This window comes from Mergibacter septicus (genome assembly GCF_003265225.1).
Taxonomy (GTDB): domain Bacteria; phylum Pseudomonadota; class Gammaproteobacteria; order Enterobacterales; family Pasteurellaceae; genus Mergibacter; species Mergibacter septicus.
On sequence record NZ_CP022013.1, the window covers coordinates 1,562,235 to 1,581,185 of the forward strand.

The 18,951-nt window shown below is 35.9% G+C and carries 14 protein-coding genes and 1 other RNA gene; 5 read left to right on the plus strand and 10 right to left on the minus strand.

The annotated features are described in order from the left end of the window. Positions 1-48: 48 nt before the first annotated feature. On the minus strand, positions 49-744 hold the full coding sequence (rsuA, locus tag CEP47_RS07370) for a 16S rRNA pseudouridine(516) synthase RsuA (RefSeq protein ID WP_261920247.1): 696 nt from the start codon (positions 742-744) through the stop codon (positions 49-51). Between the two features lie 166 nt (positions 745-910). On the opposite strand from rsuA, the gene CEP47_RS07375 reads away from it, so the two are divergent. Both CEP47_RS07375 and CEP47_RS07380 read left to right on the plus strand, forming a co-directional pair. Beyond that, positions 911-3,181, plus strand: a complete 2,271-nt coding sequence (locus CEP47_RS07375) for an NADP-dependent malic enzyme (RefSeq protein ID WP_261920246.1) — start codon at positions 911-913, stop codon at positions 3,179-3,181. A 241-nt stretch (positions 3,182-3,422) separates the two neighbouring features. After that, the gene (locus CEP47_RS07380; protein ID WP_261920245.1) at positions 3,423-4,514 is read left to right on the plus strand and encodes a zinc-dependent alcohol dehydrogenase family protein; all 1,092 of its coding nucleotides are present in this window, start codon (positions 3,423-3,425) and stop codon (positions 4,512-4,514) included. A 98-nt stretch (positions 4,515-4,612) separates the two neighbouring features. Here CEP47_RS07380 and CEP47_RS07385 read toward each other — a convergent pair whose 3' ends face one another. Next, on the minus strand, positions 4,613-5,626 hold the full coding sequence (locus CEP47_RS07385) for a porin (protein ID WP_261920244.1): 1,014 nt from the start codon (positions 5,624-5,626) through the stop codon (positions 4,613-4,615). A 650-nt stretch (positions 5,627-6,276) separates the two neighbouring features. Here CEP47_RS07385 and CEP47_RS07390 point away from each other — a divergent pair. Next, entirely contained in the window at positions 6,277-7,293 is a 1,017-nt protein-coding gene (locus tag CEP47_RS07390; RefSeq protein ID WP_261920243.1) for a porin, read from the plus strand. A gap of 84 nt (positions 7,294-7,377) precedes the next feature. Here CEP47_RS07390 and CEP47_RS07395 read toward each other — a convergent pair whose 3' ends face one another. Beyond that, positions 7,378-7,671, minus strand: a complete 294-nt coding sequence (locus tag CEP47_RS07395) for a DUF5377 domain-containing protein (RefSeq protein WP_261920242.1) — start codon at positions 7,669-7,671, stop codon at positions 7,378-7,380. Between the two features lie 288 nt (positions 7,672-7,959). Here CEP47_RS07395 and CEP47_RS07400 point away from each other — a divergent pair, with 288 nt between their 5' ends. Next, positions 7,960-9,033, plus strand: a complete 1,074-nt coding sequence (locus tag CEP47_RS07400; RefSeq protein ID WP_261920241.1) for an AI-2E family transporter — start codon at positions 7,960-7,962, stop codon at positions 9,031-9,033. 52 nt (positions 9,034-9,085) lie between these two features. On the opposite strand, the gene CEP47_RS07405 is transcribed toward CEP47_RS07400, so the two are convergent. The 4 genes from CEP47_RS07405 to CEP47_RS07420 all read right to left on the minus strand — a co-directional run bounded on the left by CEP47_RS07405 (position 9,086) and on the right by CEP47_RS07420 (position 14,051). Then, the gene (locus tag CEP47_RS07405; RefSeq protein WP_322597387.1) at positions 9,086-11,425 is read right to left on the minus strand and encodes a heavy metal translocating P-type ATPase; all 2,340 of its coding nucleotides are present in this window, start codon (positions 11,423-11,425) and stop codon (positions 9,086-9,088) included. Beyond that, positions 11,425-11,808 carry a copper ion binding protein gene (locus CEP47_RS07410; RefSeq protein WP_261920240.1) on the minus strand — a complete coding sequence of 128 codons (384 nt, stop codon included), beginning with the start codon at positions 11,806-11,808 and terminating at the stop codon, positions 11,425-11,427. Before CEP47_RS07410 ends, CEP47_RS07405 begins: the two co-directional genes overlap by 1 nt. 77 nt (positions 11,809-11,885) lie before the next feature. Beyond that, the gene (locus CEP47_RS07415) at positions 11,886-13,307 is read right to left on the minus strand and encodes a multicopper oxidase domain-containing protein (RefSeq protein WP_265482647.1); all 1,422 of its coding nucleotides are present in this window, start codon (positions 13,305-13,307) and stop codon (positions 11,886-11,888) included. 9 nt (positions 13,308-13,316) lie between these two features. Then, complete coding sequence (locus tag CEP47_RS07420; protein WP_261920237.1) at positions 13,317-14,051, minus strand: 1-acylglycerol-3-phosphate O-acyltransferase; 735 nt, start codon at positions 14,049-14,051, stop codon at positions 13,317-13,319. Between the two features lie 141 nt (positions 14,052-14,192). Here CEP47_RS07420 and lpxH point away from each other — a divergent pair, with 141 nt between their 5' ends. After that, positions 14,193-14,942, plus strand: a complete 750-nt coding sequence (lpxH, locus tag CEP47_RS07425; protein WP_261920236.1) for a UDP-2,3-diacylglucosamine diphosphatase — start codon at positions 14,193-14,195, stop codon at positions 14,940-14,942. 69 nt (positions 14,943-15,011) lie between these two features. Here the strand turns inward: lpxH and dnaJ are convergent, their stop codons facing one another. The 3 genes from dnaJ to rnpB form a co-directional block, all read right to left on the minus strand. Next, the gene (gene dnaJ / locus CEP47_RS07430; RefSeq protein ID WP_261920235.1) at positions 15,012-16,127 is read right to left on the minus strand and encodes a molecular chaperone DnaJ; all 1,116 of its coding nucleotides are present in this window, start codon (positions 16,125-16,127) and stop codon (positions 15,012-15,014) included. A gap of 192 nt (positions 16,128-16,319) precedes the next feature. Then, entirely contained in the window at positions 16,320-18,221 is a 1,902-nt protein-coding gene (dnaK, locus tag CEP47_RS07435; RefSeq protein ID WP_261920234.1) for a molecular chaperone DnaK, read from the minus strand. A gap of 263 nt (positions 18,222-18,484) precedes the next feature. Continuing rightward, positions 18,485-18,871: RNase P RNA component class A (gene rnpB, locus CEP47_RS07440), an RNA gene on the minus strand. Between the last annotated feature and the right edge of the window lie 80 nt (positions 18,872-18,951).

Here is an 18,951-nt window from a genome sequence, read left to right on the forward strand (position 1 = left end):
CGGATTTTATTCTAGTTTATAGTGAAGAATAAAAGAATAAGAAATATTTCACGAAAAACTGGCTATTTCTTCTGAGGTTAAAGGACGATATTCTCCTTCATCTAAACTAGCATCTAAAACAATATCTCCTATTTTCCAACGATGTAACGCAATTACCTTATTTCCTAATGCAGCAAACATTCGTTTTACTTGGTGGTATCGCCCTTCGGTGATAGTAAGATTAAGATTATAATCATCTAAAATTTCAATTCGACTTGGACGAGTTGGCATTTTTTCACCTCGTAACAAAATCCCTTCTTCACAGGCTTGTTGATAATGCTCTTCAATGGGATCTGCCAAACTCACTAAATATGTTTTTTCACACTGTCGTTTTGGAGAGGTAACTCGATGTGACCATTGTCCATCATCGGTTAATAGAACCAATCCAGTTGTATCAACATCTAAACGCCCTGCAGTATGTAAACGCTCTGCTAATGGATAATCAAAAAATTGATAGACTGTCGGATACTCACCATCATCGTGCGAACAAATATACCCCTGAGGTTTATATAATAAAAAATATTGCCCTTCCTCTACCCAAGATAATAATTCTCCTTCTAAAAGAATCTGATCTTCAGCGCCAATTTTGATCGAACCATCTTTAACGACAATCCCATTTACCTCAACCAAATTTTTTCTTAAAACTTTAGTCGCCTGAGAACGTGTCATTCCAGTTTGCTCGGCTAAAAATTTATCTAAACGCATAAGTTAAATATCCTACTTTTCACAATTAAGTATCATCTCTTTAAAATTCTGTATCTATTTCATCAAAATTTTAACATTCTTTTATAAAAATGTGGGGAATCTCACAACATCAAAATAAGAATTGACTATAATATGCCTCGTTATCTTAACCTTAAAGGATTATGTTATGGACGAAAAATTACGTAAAGCCGCTCTTGATTTCCACGAATTTCCTGTACCGGGAAAAATCCAAGTTGTGCCAACAAAGTCTCTCGCAACGCAACAAGATTTAGCTTTAGCTTATTCTCCGGGGGTCGCCGAACCTTGTTTAGAAATTCAAAACAACCCAAATGCAGCTTATAAATATACAGCAAGAGGTAATCTCGTTGCTGTAATATCTAACGGCACAGCAGTCTTAGGTCTAGGAAATATTGGTGCTTTAGCAGGAAAACCTGTGATGGAAGGAAAAGGGGTGCTTTTCAAAAAATTTGCAGGGATTGATGTTTTCGATATTGAAATTAATGAACATGATCCAGATAAATTGATTGAAATCATCGCCTCTCTTGAACCTACTTTTGGTGGAATTAATCTTGAAGATATTAAAGCACCTGAGTGTTTCTATATTGAAAAAAAATTACGTGAAAAAATGAATATTCCAGTATTCCATGACGATCAACACGGTACAGCGATAATCTGTGCTGCTGCCGTTCTCAATGGTTTACGTGTGGTGAAAAAAGAGATAAAAGAAGTGAAAGTCGTTGCCTCTGGAGCAGGTGCTTCTGCGATCGCTTGTTTAAATTTATTAGTATCTTTAGGCGTTGAACGAAAAAATATTACAATTTGTGACTCTAAAGGTGTTGTCTATAAAGGACGTGGGGCTTTAGATGAAACCAAACAAGCCTATGCGATTGAGGATGATGGCAAACGTACTCTAGCGGATGCACTGCCTAATGCTGATATTTTCTTAGGTTGTTCAAAGGCAGGGGTACTTACACCCGAAATGCTGAAAACAATGGCAGTTAATCCTTTAATTCTTGCTTTAGCTAATCCTGTACCTGAAATTCTACCTGATGTTGCCAAAGCAACTCGAGCAGATGCAATTATTTGTACTGGTCGTTCTGATTATCCAAATCAAGTCAATAACGTACTTTGTTTTCCTTTCATCTTCCGTGGTGCATTAGATGTTCATGCGACCACAATTAACGAAGAAATGAAACTTGCTGCAGTGCGAGCAATCGCTGATCTTGCTTTGGCTGAACAAAGTGATGTAGTAACTTCAGCTTATGGTGAAACAGAAGTAAGTTTTGGTCCAGATTACCTCATTCCAAAACCTTTTGATCCACGATTAATTATTCAAATTGCTCCTGCTGTTGCCAAAGCGGCTATGGATACTGGTGTTGCTCAAAGACCGATTCCCGATTTCTCTGCGTATATCGACCAACTTACTCAATTTGTTTATAAAAGCACCTTATTTATGAAACCATTATTTACTCGGGCAAAAGCAAATAAAAAACGAGTAATATTAACGGATGGTGAAGACAATCGTGTCCTACATGCGGTACAAGAAATATCGACTCTTGGTATTGCAAATCCAATTTTAATTGGACGATCAAATATTATTAATCAGCAAATCAAAAAATTAGGTCTAAAAATCATCGAAAATAAAGATTTTGAGATCATCAATCTTGATCAAGCCGAATTATTTGAACAATGTTGGCACACTTACTACCAACTATCAAAACGTAAAGGGGTAACACCTGCTTTAGCACGTCACGAAATGTTAAATAATCCAACGGCATTAGCCGCAACCCTTGTTCATCTAGATAAAGCTGATGCGATGATTTGTGGTTTAGTTAGCCCATATCACCACCATTTAGAAATTCTACGCAATATTATTGGATTAGCAGATAATGTTAAAACCTTAGGTTCTGTCAATAGTTTAAATCTACCAACAGGCAATATCTTTATCAGTGATGCCTTCGTTAATGAAAATCCAACGGCAGAAGAATTAGCAGAAATTACTTTAATGGCAGCAGAGGAAGTACGCAGTTTTGGAATCGTGCCACAGGTAGCCCTTCTTTCCCATTCTCACTATGGATCGCATAACAGCCCAAGTGCCATAAAAATGCAACAAGTGTTAGAATTAGTACAAAAAGCAGATCCAGCACTGATCATTGATGGTGAAATTCACGGTGACTTAGCACTCTCACCAGAACTCCGAGATAACGTTATGCCTGATAGCCCATTAAAAGGTGCTGCAAACCTATTAATAATGCCAAGTATGGAATCTGCCCGTATTAGCTATAACCTCTTGCGAGCAACCGCTACGGCAATTACTGTTGGTCCAATGTTATTAGGTTTACGCAAGTCAGCTCATATACTAACTCCGGTTTCATCTGTTCGCCGTATTATTAATATGGTAGCAGTTGCCACAGTACAAGCTCAAAAAAGCAAATAATTCTTATTCTGACTGCCCACTAAGTATGGTGGGTAGTTATCACTCAAAAATTACTCTCCGTAATAGTTAATTAATATTATGAAATAGATCAAATAACCAAAATAAATTCCTTTTATTTGTCTTGAATAAGTGATAATTTGAAACATATTTTATTCAATCTTGAACCCATCTTTTTTGATGAAATCTTGATTAAATAAAATAGTTCTACCTTTAAAATTCATTCCTATTAAGCGAGGATAATATGCACAACAAACAAATGAAAGCAATGGTCTATTATGGTGCAAACGATATTCGTTTTGAAAACAGAACTGTTCCAACAATTTTACAACCGACTGATGCGGTAGTAAAAATGCTGAAAACCACAATTTGTGGTACAGATCTGGGTATTTGGAAAGGAAAAAACCCTGAAATTGAAGCAGTCGCTAGAGAAAAGACTGGGGATTGGCAAGGACGTATTTTAGGGCATGAAGGAATCGGAATAATTGAAGAAGTAGGCGAAGGCGTTCGTAACTTTAAAAAAGGCGATAAGGTTATCGTTTCTTGTGTAAGCCGTTGCGGTTCTTGTGAAAACTGCCAAAAACAACTTTATGCACACTGTGAAAATGAAGGTGGTTGGATTATGGGATATATGATTGATGGTACTCAAGCAGAATATGTCCGTACGCCATTTGCAGATAACTCATTATATAAACTACCTGAAGATCTCAATGAAGATGTTGCCGTTTTTCTTTCCGATGTACTACCAACAGGACACGAAATTGGTGTGCAATACGGTAATGTAAAACCGGGAGATACTATCGCAATCGTGGGGGCTGGTCCCGTAGGTATGGGCGTATTACTGACTGCACAATTCTACTCACCAGCAAATATCATTATGATTGATCTTGATGATAACCGCCTAGCAATGGCAAAGGAAATGGGAGCAACTCATATCATTAATTCACGTGAAGGCGATGCAGTGGCTAAAGTCTTAGAATTAACAGGTGGTAAAGGGGTTGATAGTGCAATTGAAGCGGTTGGAATTCCTGCAACTTGGGATATTTGTCAAAAAATTACTAAAGCAGGAGGAAATATTGCCAATGTAGGTGTGCACGGACAACCTGTAGAATTTGAAATCCAAAAACTTTGGATTAAAAACCTGACGATTACCACTGGCTTAGTCAATGCAAATACCACTGGTATGTTATTAAAATCTTGTTGTTCGGGTAAATTACCATTGGAGAAAATGGCAACTCATCATTTCAAATTTGCTGAAATGGAAAAAGCCTATGATGTGTTTAAACACGCCTCTGAAGAAAATGCAATGAAAGTTATTATTGAGTTTGATCGCTAATCATAAGAGCAAAGAAAAAAGGGGGAAATCTTCCCTTTAATAATTTAAATATAAAAAAGCCCGAAAATCGGGCTTTTTAAGTTTATATTCCTGCTAAATTAGAAGAATACACGGAAACCAGCACCAATTTTATTTTGGTTTTTACGACTTTCTATTCCATCAAATACAACTTTATTTTGACGACCATATTCAACAAAAGTTTCTACATTTTTGTGTAATAAGTAGCCTGCACCAACAGTGAAAGAGTTTAAGTTATGTGCACTATTTTCTCTTTCTTCAAATGAGTTATGTTGGTATTGAGTATAAACTTTAGCAACATCAGTCACTTGGTATTTAGCACCAACAACAAATTTCTTAAGTTTAACTGTATATGCTGTATTTTTAACTTGACCATAGCTTACTGCTAAAGAAACAGGACCAGTTACTACTTCAGCAGCAGTTAACCAAGCTTTTTCTTTGTTACCACTACCAGTAACTTTTTTTTCAACTTTCTCTTGAGTATAACCAGCGTTAACGTTAAGAGTCACGTTATCTGCAAAGTTATTAGTATAGAATACAGCTACACCAAAATTATTAGTATTTTCTTTTTTAAGTGGTTTAGATTTCGAAACGTTTTCACTGAAACCATAATCAGCCCCAAAGCTAAAGCCTGCAAATTCAGCAGAACGGAATTTGATTCCTTTCTCATTTTCAGTTTTTAGTGTGCTTTTACCATAGTAATTGCCATCATCACCATAATGATAAGTATAATCCGCTAATTGTACTTCATCAGCGTTAGTATCTTGACGACCAAAAGTTAAGGTACCGATACCTTCTTGTGCTAATCCAGCATAAAGTTTATTAACTTTTAATTCGTTGAAATTTTCACCTTCAACTTTTAAACGTAAATAACCAACTGCAGATAACCCGTTACCTAAATCTTGGCTTGCTGCAAAGTTGATACGTGAACCATCATTTTTTAAATCAGTACGTTTGTCAGTGTTTTTATCTAATAAAACACGTACAGAACCGTTGATGTCTAATTTAGTGCCGTCTTGGTTATATACCACTGCAGCATTTGCTGAAGTTGCAGTTAATGCTGCAACTGCTAAAGCAACTAATGTTTTTTTCATAATAGTACCTTTACTACTTAAAAATATTCCAGAAAATATCTGGATAGATAAAAGTCAACTTTTCAACCATGAAAAATCAACACCTCTTTTATTTGCGATACGGATTTTACTCAAGAAAACTATGTTGTCAAATTTACTTGATATTTGGTAGTACAAATAAAAAATCTATATAAATTTTCCCTTATCTTTTCTCTAAAACAGGCAATAATTCAGTTCAAAAAACAAACAAATTCAGCATAAAAGTTCAAATTTTAAACAAACAAGCTAATTTAATAGGATTAAATGTATTTTTTAGATAATTTTTGGGAAACTAGATTACCAAATTATTCTTACTTTTATTTTTAAATAAAAAACCTTATAAAACAATTAGTTATTTAATATCTATTTATTTTTTTAAATAAAATTAAAAAATATATTTTTTAAAGTAAAAAATTTACATTAATAATTATAATCACAATTAAGAAAATAAATAATTGATTTTTATCAAAATTTATTGAATTTATTAAAATCCAAGTAAATTTGACAACATAGTTTTCTTGAGTAAAATCCGTATCGCAAATAAAAGAGGTGTTGATTTTTCATGGTTGAAAAGTTGACTTTTATCTATCCAGATATTTTCTGGAATATTTTTAAGTAGTAAAGGTACTATTATGAAAAAAACATTAGTTGCTTTAGCAGTTGCAGCATTAACTGCAACTTCAGCAAATGCTGCAGTGGTATATAACCAAGACGGCACTAAATTAGACATCAACGGTTCTGTACGTGTTTTATTAGATAAAAACACTGACAAACGTACTGATTTAAAAAATGATGGTTCACGTATCAACTTTGCAGCAAGCCAAGATTTAGGTAACGGGTTATCTGCAGTTGGTTATTTACGTTTAAAAGTTGAAGGTGAAAATTTCAACGAATTAAAAGTTAATAAACTTTATGCTGGATTAGCACAAGAAGGTATCGGTACCTTAACTTTTGGTCGTCAAGATACTAACGCTGATGAAGTACAATTAGCGGATTATACTTATCATTATGGTGATGATGGCAATTACTATGGTAAAAGCACACTAAAAACTGAAAATGAGAAAGGAATCAAATTCCGTTCTGCTGAATTTGCAGGCTTTAGCTTTGGGGCTGATTATGGTTTTAGCCAAAATGTTTCTAAAACAAATGGTAAACAAAATCTTAATAACTTTGGCGTAGCGATGTTCTATACTGCTAACTTTGCTGATAATGTTACTCTTAACGTCAATGCTGGTTATACTCAAGAAAAAGTGGTTGATGTTAGAAAAACAGCTGAAATTAATGGTAAAGAAAAAGCTTGGTTAACTGCTGCTGAAGTAGTAACTGGTCCTGTTTCTTTAGCAGTAAGCTATGGTCAAGTTAAAAACACAGCTGTAGATAAAAAACTTAAAAAATTAGTTGTTGGTGCTAAATACCAAGTGACTGATGTTGCTAAAGTTTATACTCAATACCAACATAATTCTTATGATAAAAGAAATTCTCGTAATGCACATAACTTAAATTCTTTCACTGTTGGTGCAGGCTACTTATTACACAAAAACGTAGAAACTTTTGTTGAATTTGGTCGCCAAAACAAAATCGTATTTAATGGCGTAGAAAAACGTCAAAACCAAAACAAAGTTGGTGCTGGTTTCCGTGTATTCTTCTAATTTAGCGAGAATATAAACTTAAAAAGTCCGATTTTTCGGACTTTTTTATTACTTAGATAATTGATTTACTTAAATTTTTAAGAATTAAACTAATAATTGACCAACTTTAACCCCTATTTGCCCTAATGATACGGGGTCTAAAAAATCGCCTAAAAATTTAAATAGATCATCTAATTGAGTAAATTCTTGGTATTGTTCTATTTTATCTTCAATTTGACGGGTAAAGTAGTAATGCCAATTTGAGCTATTTGTCTCTTTCTTTGCAATTAAATTGACTTTAGTGGTTTCAAATAGATGATTAAATGTACCTTCTTCTCCTGGGTCACTAATGCGCACTGTCCAAGTATTGCTATAAAGTAATTGGGTTTGTAATGACATACTATTTCCTTTATTAATTAATGTTTAGTTACTGTTTCTGCTTGAAGTTGCTTTACTTCTAACATAAATTCTCCTTTTATTAGTAACTTATTATTACTATTACAATTTCTAATTTTTATTCTTTGAATTATGCCAAAAAAACAGTTTAAGTACCAGTTAAAATCTGATCAAACCTCCCCTCTCAAAGCTTAATTAACTTCATCTCATTATTTTTAGAGATTATCCTCAAATCCAAGATTATTCTTGTTATAATTATTAAGACTTAGTTTAATTTTTATGGAGAGTTGTATGTTTGAAATGCTTAAGGAGTGGTATCAGCGACGTTTAAGTGATCCACAAACAATCGGTTTAATGACTATTCTCTTCTTCAGTTTTTTATCTCTTTACTTTTTTAGCGATTTAATTACCCCACTTTTAATTGCTGTTGTTTTAGCCTATTTACTTGAATTACCCATTCATTTTTTACATCAGAAACTGCATTTTCCTCGTGCTTTATCTATTTTTGCTGTTTTAGGCTTTTTCATTTTACTCATTATATTCACTGCACTTTTTATTATTCCTAGTTTATGGAACCAAAGTATCAATTTACTACAAGATCTACCTCGTATGAGCAACAAACTCCATCAATGGGTGATGGCATTACCAGAAAATTATCCTGAGTATATTGATTACAATATGATTGATTCACTGTTTGAAGTATTAAAAACAAAAATTCTTATTTTTGGTGAATCTGCATTAAAATATTCTTTGACCTCAATTATCAGTATTGTCACTTTAGGTATTTACGCATTCCTCGTACCTTTAATGGTTTTCTTTTTAGTCAAAGATAAAGATTATCTGGTAAATACAGCGGTAAAATTCTTGCCTCGAAACCGACGCTTAGCTGATAAAGTATGGGTAGAAATGAAACAACAAATTGCAAATTATATTCGAGGAAAATTTACAGAAATAATGGTCGTTGGTGCTATCAGTTATATTACCTTTCTGCTTTTTAAATTAAATTATCCGTTACTTTTAGCGGTATTAATCGGTTTTTCTGTCTTAGTTCCCTATGTTGGTGCAGTCTTAGTTACCATTCCTCTTGCGTTAGTTGCACTCTTTCAATTTGGAGTATCCCCTACTTTTTGGTATTTAATGATTGCTTATACAATTACGCAACTACTTGATGGTAATTTATTAGTTCCTCTCCTTTTTTCTGAAGCAGTAAATCTACATCCGCTTGCAATTATTGTTGCAGTTCTCTTTTTTGGTGGACTATGGGGATTTTGGGGAGTCTTTTTTGCAATCCCATTAGCTACCTTAATCAAAGCAATATTTACAGCACTTCCACCTTATGATCAAACTGATAACAATCAAGCATAATAATAAATAAGGCAAAACTAAGTTTTGCCTTATTACTTTTTCTTTTCTATTACTACTCTTGCTCTATTTTATAATGAAATCGACGCAATCTATTTGCATTTAAAACTACCGTCAGAGAACTACACGCCATCGCCATAGCACCTAAAATTGGGTTCAACAATCCAAATGCCGCTACGGGAATCAGCACGATATTATAAATAAACGCAAAAAATAAGCTTAATTTCATATTATTTAACACTGCTTTGGATAATTTAATACCGCCAATTAAGCTTGCAAGCATTGGGTTTAATAAAGTTAAATCCGCACTTTCAATCGCAACTCTTGTACCTGTTCCTATTGCAATTGAAACATCAGCATTTGCAAAAGCTTGAGCATCATTTAAACCATCACCAATCATCGCCACCATACCTTGATGCCGATACTTTTCGACATTTTTTGCTTTATCCTCAGGCTTAGCTTGAGCAATAACATTGTGTAACTGTAATTTTTTCGCAAAAGCTAATGCCGTTTGTTGATTGTCTCCTGTTAGCATTACCGTTTGAATGCCAAGTTGTTTTAAACGAGATAACGTTACCCCTGCATCTGGTTTTTCTTGATCACTCACCGCATAGACATTGATCAACTGCTGTTTAGTTGCAACAAAAATTAAACTTGCAGCATTTTCTACTTGTTCTTGGATAAATGGTTGACAAGCGGTAAGATCAATTTGTTGTTGCTGCATTAACTCAATATTCCCAAGATACCATTCCTGTTGATTAACAATCGCTTTTACACCAAAACCTTGCAAAATATTTAACTGTTCAACAGGATAAGAAGAAAGTTGACGTTGTGTGGCTAATTTAACCATTGCAGTCGCTAATGGATGAGTAACTTGCTGTTCTATTGATGCCACTATCGCTAAACTAGGATCATTAACTCGCCATTCAGCACGCACTTCAGTTTGCCCTAAAGTCAAAGTTCCTGTTTTATCAAAAATCATTGTTTTAACTTGAGAAAGCCGTTGCAATCCTTCTGCATCACGCACCAAAATACCTAATTTTGCTGCCTGTGTTGTTCCCGCAATAACTGACATTGGAACAGCTAATCCCAATGCACAAGGGCAAGAAATCAATACCACTGTAGTTGCCGCTAAAATTGCTTCTGTCGTATCTTTTCCTGCCATTATCCAACTAATTAAAGTAATAAAAGCAATGAATAAAACAATGGGAACAAAAACAGCCACGACTTTATCAGTCAAAGTTGCCAATTTAGGTTTCGAGCTCTGAGCATGAGCTATCGCTTTTACCATACGTGCTAAAGTTGTTGTTTCACCTGTACTGGTGGCGATCACTTCACCACTACCATCAGTAACAGGTGTTCCAGCAATAACATTACTTCCTACTTCTTTTTTGATTGGTTTAGCTTCCCCTGTGATTAAGCTTTCATCAATCCAAACAGTGCCTTGTTTAACAACCCCATCAACAGGTACTTTTTCTCCTGCTTGTAAAACAACCCGCATTTGAGGCTGTAATTGATTAAGAGGAATAATTTTTGTGATTCCCTCTTCTACAATGGTTGCCGTATTAGGCATTAAATCCATCAAAGCCGCTAATGCACCACTAGCGGATTTCTTACCTTTTTCTTCCAATGCTTTTCCTATATTGACTAATCCAACCACCATCAAACTTGCATCAAGATAGAGATGATGGTTACTAAAAGCGGTTGGAAATAAAATAATGGCTATGGATAAAAATAGACTACTACTCGCCCCTAAACTGACTAAAGTATCCATACTTGCCGTTTTTTGCTTTAAACTCTTCCATACACCAGCAAAAAAATGCCCACCACAAAAATATAATGTTATTGTAACTATTGATGCTACCCCTAAATAGACTATTTGATAGAGATTAGGATCTGTTTGCCCTAGTTGTTGATAACTCGGTAATATACCTATCCAGTGGGATAGCATAATTAAACTACCAACACTTAAAGCTCCAATAGCTTGCTGGAATTTACGCTGAATTGAATGTTGAAAAGCTGATTGAATTTTTTCATTCCGTTCAGTTTGATCCAATAAATATTCGGCAGTATAACCTGCTTGTTGAATGGCTTGAATAATTTGAGTGGTATCTCCTCCAACAACTTTAGCCGTATTTTCCGCTAAATTAATCCTAACTTCATGCACGCCCTGCACTTGCTTAATTGCCTTTTCAACTTTTAACACGCAAGCAGAGCAAGAAAGCCCTTCTAATAAAAATTGTTGAGTTGGAATGTGTTGTGCTATGTCGGTTGCTATTGAAGATTGAGTAAACTGCTCCGAAAATACTTCATTCTCAACATAATCGGCTGAAAACTTCTCGGAGTGGTGATTTTCAGCCTTTATTGATGATGTCGTTGGATTATGTTGAGAAATTACTTTGCGTGATACCCCGCCTTCTCTACTGCTTCAATTAAAGCAGTTCTCTCCGCTAACCCATAAATTTGAGCAACTGTTTTTTCCACTTCAACCCAAAACACTTGCTCTACTTCAATTAATGCCTTTTCGACTCTCGCAACACAATGTCCACAACTTAATCCTTCCAAAGCCAAAACGTGATCCGCTTGAGAAACCTCAGCTTGGTAACCTACTTTTTCAATAGCTTCCATTATATTTTGTGCCGAAATATCCGCTTTCACCACCAAATATTGAGTTGATAGTTTAAGCTGTTCAGGCTCAACTAATGATGTGAGGGCTTGCTCAACCTGATTAACGCAATGCTGGCAAGAAAGCCCTGATAATTTAAAGATCAACGCCATTGCTATTCCTCCATTACTCTCTTTGAAAGCACCATCTTATGCTTTTCTGATGTAAATTTCTGTCATTAAATGTTTTCTTAACTCACTACTAGCATACCTAAACAACCTTTATCTGCTAATAGTAGATCTGTGACACCAAATAAGAAAGGGTAACTATTAGTTGAACGATGTGTAAAACGAACCAAAATTTCAGTTTCACCATCAATCAAGACGGTATCCTGCCAACTCTGTTGTGTTAGATCCAATACTTTCCCTCGTTGTTTCTCAACCATAAATTTTGCACCTTGCAAATAAAAACCGACTGCCCGATCAGCGGTAATGATCCAACGCTCGAAACTATTCAAACTGGCAGAGATATCTATTCGATTAGAATCAAATCGGCGTTGATTGATCAACGCATTTTCTGTATCTAGCACGAATCGGCGGTTCTGCTTAATGTTAATTGCTAAATGAGGTAACTCAGCAGGTGCTGGGGCTTGCGGTACGGTATCAAAAACTGTCGCAACGCCTTCAGGACGAAATTCAACTAAACGATTACTTTCTGGTTGATGCCCTATACCAAAGAAAGTCTTCGCTTGTTCCCATAACGATCCTGTATTTCCACCTAATAAATATACCTTATCTCCCTGATTAAAATTTACCAAGACTTCCGCTCGTTCTCCCGGTGCTAAAGTCAGTTCGGTTAAAGTTTGAGGTTTAGGTAAAAAGTCCTGTCCAGTAGCGATTTTTAACATTTGACGCTGATCAGAAAATCTTAAATGATAGATCCGAGAAATAGATCCATTCAGCAATCGTAGTCTTACCCAACCTCTTGGTACATTCATAAAGCTGTTATAGCAACCATTGACAAACAATTTATTCCCATAAAAGCTATTTTTATCCAGATTAATTAATTGCTTTCCTGCATAATTTAAACTCATATCTTGCAGGATCAATGGAATATCATTTATTCCATACTGATGGGGTAACAAAAAAGGATTATTTTTTGCACCTTTGCTACTTCTTCGCTCTTCTATCAACCATAGACCACAAAGACCACGGTAAGTTTGGTAAGCCGATCGCCCGATTGTATCCGCATGATACCAACAAGTCGCAGGATTTTGAGTAATTGATACCACTGGTGACCAAACTGATTTTGGTGGTAGTTCTCTCCCCATACCACTTGGGGAAGCACCATCAGCCAACAGTCCTTGTATATTCAAGGAAACAGCTTCAGGCAAATTATTACGATAATTTATTCGAACAAAATCTCCTCGCCGTACTCGGATTGTCGGTCCTAAATAGTGATCATTAAATCCCCATACTGTTACCTTTTTTCCACCTTCAAAACTGGTTTCAGTTGGTTGTAAAGTCAGATATAGCGGTTTTCCTCGTCCAATTTCTAATAAAGGAGGAATATAAAGAGGAGTCATAGCACTAGCCATACTCTTAATCGGTAAAGAAAGAGAAGCTGTTGCAAATGATGCAGCTAAAAACTGGCGACGAGAATAATATCTCATTGGTTATTCCTACACATTTTTATGACTATCTGTTTGTATTTCAGCATCTAATTCAGTCAGTTTATTTTGCATTAGCTGATAACAATGTTGAGCAAATTCTCGGATATTTTCACGGCTATATCCTTCACTTGAAATCGGCGGTAACATCTCACAAATCACCTTTCCATTATTCCAACGATTCAAATCCACTTGATTATGAGTTGTTGAACAAACTATCGGCACAATTGGCACACCTGCTTCAATTGCCGCATGAAATGCCCCCATTTTAAATGGTAACAATCCTCTACCACGACTACGTGTTCCTTCAGGAAACATCCATACAGAAACATTTTTTTGCTTAATTCGTTGAGCAATCGTTGCCATTGTACTATGTGCTTTAGAACGATTTTCCCGATCAATAAAAATATTACCTGTTGCCCAATAAACCAAGCCAAAAAATGGAATCCAAATTAAACTTTTTTTCCCGACACTTACTGTTCGAGGCATCACCATACGTGAAATAGTTACCATATCATAATTATTTTGGTGATTGCCGATATAGATACAATTCCCAAATTTTTCTACATTTTCAGGATAACGGTACTCAACTTTTAAACCGAATAAGGGATGCAAACGTGCAAACCAATGTGCGATAACACCAACATTATTTGGATTACCAAAACGAATCAATGAATAAACTGTGCCTAATAGACTAATAAGAATACAACAAAAAGTTATGATTAAAATACGCAATAACTTAAGCATAAATTTTTCTCCTCTAAAAAAGAGCTAAAGTATAACTGAAATTCAGCCACAATTAAAAATCTGTTGAGAAATCTACTGACAATAAGCAACAAGATCGTTATCCTTACTCTTTAAGTTGTAAACAATAACAAGAGCAATCATATGCCAAAAACTTTTTTTATTGCCGATCTCCATTTAAGTGAAAATGCCCCGCACCTTCTCAAACTATTTCATCATTTTATGAAACAATTGGCCCCTCAAGCCAAGGCGTTATATATTTTAGGAGATCTATTTGATTTTTGGGTTGGCGATGATGAACAATCTCCCTTAATTGATGAAGTTAAACTTTTAATTAAACAATTAGTTGAACAAGGGGTGCCTTGTTATTTTTGTGGTGGGAACCGAGATTTTTTGCTCGGAAAAGGCTTTGCAAAAGAGTGCGGTTTACAGTTATTACCCGATTATCAAGTGCTAGACCTTTATGGAATACCAACCCTAGTCTGTCATGGCGATACACTTTGTACCGATGATATTCGTTACCAGCGTTTTCGCAAAATTGTTCATCAACCTTGGCTACAACGGTTATTTCAATCCTTACCACTGCGATATAGAGTAAAATTAGCCACCAAAATTCGCCAAAAAACAGTTAAGGATAAAAGCAATAAATCTGCTGTCATTATGGATATAAATCAAAAGAGTATGCTAAAAATTTGTCAACAATATCAGGTTACCCAACTAATTCATGGGCATACTCACCGCCCAGCACTCCACCAAGATGTCTTAACACCAGAAGGCGTTGTAATTAAACGCTTAGTTGTTGGAGATTGGGGAGAAAAACTCTCTCTCGGCATTGCCTCTCAGGAAGGATTAAGGTTAATAAATTTGGGACTTGACGAGTTAAAAATAGTTTAAATTAAAACTAAAAAACCGAATAGAAAACATTCTATTCGGCTAATCTGTTATTTACACTAAATGTAAAATTTATAAATTATCAAAGAATTTTTTCACTTTATTCAAAAATCCATCTGATTGAGGACGATGCTTACTTTTTCCTTCCAAACTTTGTTCTAATTGAATGAGTAACTCTTTTTGTTCATCATTTAATTTAACTGGGGTTTCAATAATCACCCGACAAATTAAATCACCAGCTATATGAGCATGAATACCTTTACCACGTAAACGGAATAATCGTCCAGTTTGAGTTTCAGCAGGAATTTTTAGCTTAACTCGACCATCTAAAGTCGGGACTTCGATCTCTCCCCCTAAAGCAGCCATAGTAAAGCTAACTGGTACTTCACAATAAAGATTATTACCATCACGTTGGAAAATATCATGTGGACGAACATGAATTACAACATATAAATCCCCAGCTTCAGCACCATGTTCTCCTGCTTCCCCTTCGCCTCTTAAACGAAGTTGGTTACCTGTATCAACCCCTGCTGGAATTTTTACGGATAAATTTTTAACTTTTTCAACTCGTCCATCACCATGGCATTTATCACAAGGTTGTTCAATTTTTTTACCTCGGCCATGGCAAGCTGGGCAAGTTTGTTCGGTTACAAAAAAGCCTTGCTGACGACGAATTCGTCCTGCGCCACCACAAGTCGAACAGGTTTCCACTTTAGAACCTGCTTTTGCTCCACTTCCATGACAACTATCGCATTCAGCCAAAGTTTTTAATCGAATATCTTTTGTTGTACCTTTTGCGGCTTCTTCTAGGCTAATTTCAATATCATAGCGTAAATCATCACCCCGATATGAACGTTGACGGCTACCACCACCGCCACCAAACATACTATTAAATATATCTCCGAACATATCGCCAAAATCAGCTCTACCGCCAAAACCACCAGCACCACCAAAACCGCCTTGTTCAAAGGCGGAATGCCCATACTGATCATAAGCTGATCGTTTTTGTGCATCACCTAAGACTTCATATGCTTCTTGAACTTCTTTAAATTTCTCAGCTGCGTCTTTATCTCCCTGATTACGATCTGGGTGGAGCTTCATTGCTAGGCGTTTATAAGCTTTTTTTATCTCTTTTTCATCCGCATTTCTACTTATACCTAGCACTTCATAATAATCACGTTTTGACATAATTTGTTCCATTAAATTAGGCAGACACTCACTGCCTGCTTTAACTTTTCAATCTATTGTGTAGTAACTTTTTACTATCTGAATCTAGTCTTCCAAGTGTTTTACACTCAAAAGGGCGTAGTACATACTACGCCCATAGGTTATATGTAGAGTAATTATTACTTGGCATTTACTCTACAATCAGGAGGATAATTACTTATCTTTCACTTCTTCAAATTCAGCATCAACGACATTGTCGCCACTGTTTTTGCTTTGTGCCTGTTGAGCATCAGCTTGAGCTTGTTGTTGACCTGCTTGGATCAATTTTTCTGAAACTTTAATTAAAGCTTCAATTTTCGCATCAATGGCTTCTTTACTTTCACCTTTGGCTGCTTCTTCTAGCTCTTTCACTGCATTTTCAATGGCAGTTTTATCTTCTGCTGGGATTTTATCCCCTGCTTCAGTCAACTGTTTGCGTGTTGAGTGAACTAAATGATCCGCTTGGTTACGAGCTTGAACTAATTCCTCAAATTTACGATCCGCTTCTGCGTTCGCTTCTGCATCACGTACCATTTGTTGAATTTCTTCTTCGCTTAAACCTGATGACGCTTTAATCGTAATTTGTTGTTCTTTACCTGTTCCTTTATCTTTCGCCGAAACATGGATAATACCATCAGCATCAATATCAAAAGTTACTTCGATTTGAGGTAAACCACGTGGTGCAGGTTGAATCCCTTCTAAATTAAATTGCCCTAAAGATTTGTTATCGGCAGCACGTTTACGTTCACCTTGTAAAACATGGATAGTTACCGCACTTTGATTATCTTCTGCTGTTGAGAATACTTGGCTTTTCTTGGTTGGGATAGTGGTATTTTTCTCAATTAATGATGTCATTACACCACCCATAGTTTCAATCCCTAGTGAAAGCGGTGTTACATCAAGTAATAAAACATCTTTAACATCACCAGCTAATACCCCACCTTGTACCGCTGCACCAATAGCAACCGCTTCATCAGGGTTCACATCTTTACGAGGTTCTTTTCCGAAAAACTCAGCCACTTTTTGTTGCACTAATGGCATACGAGTTTGACCACCAACTAAAATAACATCGTCAATCTCAGAAACGCTTAAGTCAGCATCTTTTAATGCAACACGGATTGGTTCCATAGACTTCGAAACAAGATCTTCAACTAAAGACTCTAATTTCGCACGTGTTAATTTGATATTTAAATGTTTTGGACCTGTTGCATCAGCAGTGATATACGGTAAGTTAACATCCGTTTGTTGTGATGATGATAATTCTACTTTTGCTTTTTCTGCTGCTTCTTTTAAGCGTTGCATTGCTAATGAATCATTACGTAAATCAATGCCTTGTTCTTTGTTAAATTCATTAACTAAATAATTGATCACTCGATTATCAAAGTCTTCACCACCTAAGTGAGTATCACCATTAGTTGCTAATACTTCAAAGGTTTTTTCACCATCAACTTCATCAATTTCGATGATAGATAAGTCAAATGTACCACCACCTAAATCGTAAACTGCGATAGTGCGGTTTCCTTTTCCTTTATCTAAACCATAAGCTAATGCTGCTGCAGTAGGTTCATTGATGATACGTTTAACTTCTAAACCAGCAATACGACCAGCATCTTTCGTTGCTTGACGTTGAGCATCATTAAAATATGCAGGAACAGTAATTACCGCTTCAGTAACAGTTTCACCAAGGAAATCTTCTGCAGTTTTTTTCATTTTTTTCAAGACTTCTGCAGAAACTTGTGGTGGAGCCATTTTTTCATCTTTAGCTGCAACCCACGCATCGCCATTATCTGCTTTAATAATTTCAAATGGCATAATGCTTACATCACGTTGTACTTCTTCATCAGTAAAACGACGACCGATTAAACGCTTGATAGCAAATAATGTATTTTTTGGATTAGTTACAGCTTGACGTTTTGCAGCTTGTCCGACCAAAACTTCATTATCATTTGTATAAGCAATAATAGAAGGGGTTGTACGATCACCTTCTGCATTTTCAATTACACGTGGTTTGTCGCCATCCATTACAGCAACACAAGAATTAGTTGTACCTAAGTCAATACCAATAATTTTTCCCATTTTTTCTCTCCTGATTAAATTTATTTTAATGCTGTTTAAAGTGTGGTTATTCAATCGATTTTCAAGCCTTGATGATAACTTTTTTTCTACCGTCTTAAACTCAACACTTTAATGATGTCAAACTAAATAAGGACAAAAACAAAAGGTTCAAGGGTAAACTTCAACTTTTTTTGCAATTTTTTAAAAATAAAGCGATTAACTATAACTCTTGACAACCAATAAACGAAAAAACCGCAAGTTATCCTTGCGGTTTTTCGATAAATTCAGTGAGTCGGTCGATAAGCCGAGTTCTGTCGTGGACAATCATTCCTCTAGGCGTGCATTCACACACACGCTCAAGCAACCTACCCGAATCCGATGCGGGCCACACCAAGGATCCCTATTTGGTCTTGCTACGAGTGGAGTTTACCTTGCAACGAACTGTTACCAGTCGCCCGGTGTGCTCTTACCACACCCTTTCACCCTTACCTGTGCTAATTAGCCATCGGCGGTCTGCTCTCTGTTGCACTTGTCGTAGGCTCACGCCTCCCAGACGTTATCTGGCACTCTGCCCTATGTAGCTCGGACTTTCCTCTCGTTTACTTGTCCCCTAGGTCGTTCAATTCAACGGTTGAGGGCTTCAATAAACCAGCGATTGCCTAACCAACTCGGGCGGCAGTATAGCGGATATCGGTTGGATAAGATAGTAAAAATCGGCTTTTTTAAAGATATTGTCTATTTTATCTTCACT

Excerpts from the sequence above, each read along its gene's own strand:
- rsuA (WP_261920247.1), bottom strand. The coding sequence starts at position 744 with ATGCGTTTAGATAAATTTTTAGCCGAGCAAACTGGAATGACACGTTCT.
- CEP47_RS07375 (WP_261920246.1), top strand. The coding sequence starts at position 911 with ATGGACGAAAAATTACGTAAAGCCGCTCTTGATTTCCACGAATTTCCT.
- CEP47_RS07380 (WP_261920245.1), top strand. The coding sequence starts at position 3,423 with ATGCACAACAAACAAATGAAAGCAATGGTCTATTATGGTGCAAACGAT.
- CEP47_RS07385 (WP_261920244.1), bottom strand. The coding sequence starts at position 5,626 with ATGAAAAAAACATTAGTTGCTTTAGCAGTTGCAGCATTAACTGCAACT.
- CEP47_RS07390 (WP_261920243.1), top strand. The coding sequence starts at position 6,277 with ATGAAAAAAACATTAGTTGCTTTAGCAGTTGCAGCATTAACTGCAACT.
- CEP47_RS07395 (WP_261920242.1), bottom strand. The coding sequence starts at position 7,671 with ATGTCATTACAAACCCAATTACTTTATAGCAATACTTGGACAGTGCGC.
- CEP47_RS07400 (WP_261920241.1), top strand. The coding sequence starts at position 7,960 with ATGTTTGAAATGCTTAAGGAGTGGTATCAGCGACGTTTAAGTGATCCA.
- CEP47_RS07410 (WP_261920240.1), bottom strand. The coding sequence starts at position 11,808 with ATGGCGTTGATCTTTAAATTATCAGGGCTTTCTTGCCAGCATTGCGTT.
- CEP47_RS07415 (WP_265482647.1), bottom strand. The coding sequence starts at position 13,307 with ATGAGATATTATTCTCGTCGCCAGTTTTTAGCTGCATCATTTGCAACA.
- CEP47_RS07420 (WP_261920237.1), bottom strand. The coding sequence starts at position 14,051 with ATGCTTAAGTTATTGCGTATTTTAATCATAACTTTTTGTTGTATTCTT.
- lpxH (WP_261920236.1), top strand. The coding sequence starts at position 14,193 with ATGCCAAAAACTTTTTTTATTGCCGATCTCCATTTAAGTGAAAATGCC.
- dnaJ (WP_261920235.1), bottom strand. The coding sequence starts at position 16,127 with ATGTCAAAACGTGATTATTATGAAGTGCTAGGTATAAGTAGAAATGCG.
- dnaK (WP_261920234.1), bottom strand. The coding sequence starts at position 18,221 with ATGGGAAAAATTATTGGTATTGACTTAGGTACAACTAATTCTTGTGTT.